The following is a 4,271-nucleotide window of genomic DNA, read 5'->3' as shown; positions in this document are numbered from 1 at the left end:
GCACGGCGTACAGAGGCATAGACAGAGTAAGCTCCGTTGTTTGCCCTCAGGGAGGAGATGTTAAGGAAGTCATTCGTACCATCAAAGCGTATCGATGGCTTGCTTCCAAAAGAATTTGCCTGGCGGGTCGGTTGGTTATCGGTGGTCGTCTGGTTAACCGTAGCAGAAGTCAGCGACTTGTCTGTCCATGCCGAGACAGCGGTCCCATTGGTCACCGAATCGGTGGTGCCATCTCCATTTAAATCGGAGGCATCCACCCAAAGGGCGAGATCAGAAATGGAGTATTTATTGAGTGCGGTGTTGGCCGGTACAAATGTCTGAACTGGTCCCCAAGATGTTCCCGCTGAGGTCACTGCTTTGGCGGTGTAGTAATAGGTCGTACCCTTGGTCAGTCCGGTAAGAGGTGTGGAGATCACTCCTACTCCATGGGTTCCAGAGATTGCCACAGGGGTATCCCAGTTGGCCGGAGTCGTACTGCCGTTGTTGTCACCCCAGTAGAAAGTGATCGCGGCGTTCTCACCACCCTGGGTAACGGTGGGTTGGTAAGGATCGCTGGTGTAGTAGGGGTGTGCTGCGGAGAACATCGTATTCATTAAGCCCCATTTGCGGGCTAAATATCCTTCAATTTTTAAACGCTCCGTTTCGGGTACCACTCGGTTGAGAATAAAGAATTCCGCAATTCTCGATTTTGACCGGGTGTGGTTGCCACGGTTATCTCCGCCAAAGCTTATTTGACCAGGTTTACGGCTGGTGCCATCGTTGGCTCCTGTGCCGTCGGTCATAACTTTTACGCCATCTAACCAAACATTCCCAACATCTGTATCACTGAGAGTGGCTTGATAAATGTGAAAGTTTGAGGTGTCCTGGCTATCAGTATCTTGTGATTGCGGGTAAAGCCAGCCATTGAAATAGGCCACATTTTTAATATGTCCGTACCTAACACCAAAGGACCAACCATTGTTGTTGTAGGGCGATTGTATATGACCGGAATGGCTAGAAGTTCCCTCGTCTTTTGAAAGTAAAAAGATAGAGAAATTTTCTGTGTGTGCTGCGAGGCTGGACGTGCTTGAAATGTAGGCATTATTGGTTCCATTGAAATACACAACGCCTTTTCCATTGAGCCCATTGGTTTCAAAGGCTGGACTACCATCCACATTGGATGCATGTCTACCATTCCCTGATTTGTCCTGCCAACCCGTACCATTGGCGAGGTTGTAGTTACTGGAGTTTGGTGTGCCGTCCCCATCGGGGTCGTTCCCATCCATCCACATCAGCAATCCAGATACCGAAGATCCAGAGAAAGGCTCTCCGGTGGTGTAGGTTGCACCCCCGGTGGAGTTTAGGTCTGCGTTCAGGGTAACGCTGGTCTTGGTCACATCGGTGGCTCCTGGAGTGAGTACCTGTGGCAGACCAAGAGTTACAAAGCTGTTGGTGTTCGACTGGGTGGCTCCCCCATTGTTGGTGGCCACAAAAGCATATTCATATCGGGAACCTGCGGACAGTCCGGTCAGGCTCTTCGAGAAGGTGCCCACCGCCCCGGCTCCGCTCACATCCACACCGGTGCTGGAACTGGCTACCCGGTTGCTGAAGGCATAGAGGTGCATGCTTGCACTCACATCTTCAACGGTAAATTCGGCTTCCGTACCATCTGCTACATAAGTGCACTCGACCAATAAACCATCATAAGCACTGTCCTGGTATTTATCCTGGTTGAAGGAGAAGGTTGCTCCTGGAAGGTCCGAGCAACTTACTTTCATGGTACGGCTTCCCGACCATGATTGATTGTAGGTAGTGAAGGTGTAGACCTGACCATCCGTCAGACCGGTTAGCTTTATTTTCTGATAGCCGCCGGTGCTACCGAAACGAAATCCTTTATCTAAAACCGTGCCGATATTACCCAGAACAGTAGAATTGTAGCTAGGTTGTCCAGCCATCCATGAATCATTTAAGTGCCCGGTAAAACCAGTTGTAATATTCCAATTTGTACCTGAATTGGTGGAACCTCCATTACCTTCTCCAGTAAAGGTGACCCCATTAACTGTAACATTTGTTGCTGAGCCTATATTAATGGCATGAGTGTAAGAATCATCACTTGTTATGCCTGAGTCGGCATCTCCAGTGAGGTGAGCCTCTCTCCATCCCAATTGGAAATCGATATCATCCCCATAATAAAGACGCACTCCAGGTTGGTCAGCGCCATCGTAGGAGAGGATGGTGCCGTTGGTGGTTGCGGTGGTGCCCGCCACGGAAGTGGCGGCATCTGCAGAAATTGCAGGTGCTTGGGCCTGGGAGTTGGTGAGCACGGAGTAGGCATCCGACCATGCTGTGCCCTTGGAGTTGTTCGCCGCAATCCGGAAAACGTAGTTGGTACTCGCCGTTAGACCGTTCATTGATAGAGCAATATCGCCCGCACTTTGAGCGTTGGGTAGGGTGTAACCGTTTTGCCAACCGGGCACCGATGAAGGTAGGGTAAGACCCCATTTTACGGCAAGATATCGCTCGAGTTTTTGACGGTCAGAAGTGGAAATTACACGGTCAAATACAAGAAGTTCCGCAACTTCTCCTTTGGATGCTTGGCTGAGGTTTGTTTGAGCACCCAAAGAGAGCTTACCGGGTGAATAGTTGGAATTGTGAGCTCCGGTACCATTGGTAGTGCTCTGAACTGCATTTGTCCATGTGTTGGCCTGGTCAGAATTATTCATGGTAAGCGCATGTAAGTGCCAGTTTGTATCTGCAGCTTCATTTGCCTGTATAACCCAACCCTCGTAATAGAATCGGTTATTATAGCCACCATGAAATCCCATAAGCCAATTTTTATCTTTGCTTGCGATAACGCGGGCATTTTGACCTCCAGTTAATCGTGAAACCGATAAAATAGAATAATTAGATGCGATGAAACTATTGTCTGTCCAGAGTTGATCATTACCATCGAAGTTGACCACATTTTTTCCGTTCACAACAGTGCGGGTAGGATCTCCAGTCTTTTGATCAAATGCATAATCGCTACCTGCTTTGTTGTACCATTTTATGACATTGGAACCACTTAGCTGGAAGCTGTTGGTATCATCCGCATCCATCCAAAGTTTAAGATTGGGCTGTCCTAACGGACTGAGAAGTGTATTGCTCGTCCCTTTATCCACGGTGTCATAAAACACGGTCATCGTAGTATCCGCTCCACCAGTCTCAACTAAGGTGGCGGTGGCGGTGGCGTAGCTTGAACCCGCAGTCACCGGAAATACATCCCCATTTCCACGACCGTAGATATTGGTGATGTCGCCGGCAGAGAGAGTCACCCCATAAACCCGGAAGTCATCGAGGTATTCAGCGAAGCGTTGGCTTCCACCTTGGTAGTTACCGATAGCATAGATATTATCTCCTTCAGATGCATCTAGTTGGCCAACATAAGAACCGTCGATGTAGAACTTGGTTCTCGATCCATCAAAGGTGGCGACCAAGTGTTGCCAGGTGGAGGCGGAAGCTGACGGGACGAGGTTGTAACCCGACCCCACCCAGTTTGTGTGGGTACCTAATTCATTGCTATTATTGCTTACAATAACTTGGTGGTTTGTATTTGAACCGCGGGTTAAAGTTCGATAAGCGGTAGCAGGATACAGTTTCTTAAACCAAGTGGATAGCGAGAATGGATCCGATGCACTATCATTCCCCAAATCAATAGGCGAGGTTACTTTCGCATACGCACCAGTGCTCCCGGTAGGTATATTCAAAGCAGATGCCCCAAACTTTTTCTCGAGGGTGCTGAAAACCGCACCACTCATTAGCGTGGCAGCCGATCCTTCCGCACCATAGTTGGTGGCGGTGGTACCGGTTGTCTCATCAAACTTAAACCATCCAAGCAGGTCGGACTCGCGGGTCACAGTGTAAGCACTTTTGAGAAGTGGAGCACTAGGGTTGATCGTAATGGTAACGACTTTGGAGTCGGAACCCGATAGATTGTTCGCGGTGACGGTGACATTATGGTCGCCCGTGACGGCTGTGTGGCCACTGATTTCACCGGTGGTTGGATTGATCGATAATCCACTGGGCAAGCCGGTGGCAGAGTAATCTGTGCCCGAGTTGGAAGTCACGGTGTACCAGGTGGTACCGTTGGTCTCTGAGTAGACCGCAGAAACTTCGTCAGCAGACAGAGCTACTTTGTATAGACGCACCTCATCTAAGTCGCCAGCAAAGTATTTACTATTATTGGAAGCATCTGAACGGCCAATGTACTGGGGTGTGCGGGAGACCGCATCGGGTGCGGTTTTATCAGCCGA

Annotated in this window: 1 protein-coding gene; it reads right to left on the bottom strand. The window is 49.5% G+C overall.

Going from position 1 to position 4,271, the window contains the following annotated elements; translation table 11 throughout:
* Positions 1 to 4,271, bottom strand: a 4,271-nt coding sequence (locus ACKPQ4_RS05325) for a LamG-like jellyroll fold domain-containing protein (RefSeq protein ID WP_407680167.1), incomplete at both ends; no start/stop codon positions are given.

Source organism: Candidatus Chordibacter forsetii (genome assembly GCF_964187505.1).
In the GTDB taxonomy this organism is placed as follows: domain Bacteria; phylum Verrucomicrobiota; class Verrucomicrobiia; order Opitutales; family Seribacteraceae; genus Chordibacter; species Chordibacter forsetii.
This window is presented reverse-complemented; position numbering and strand designations above follow the sequence as displayed.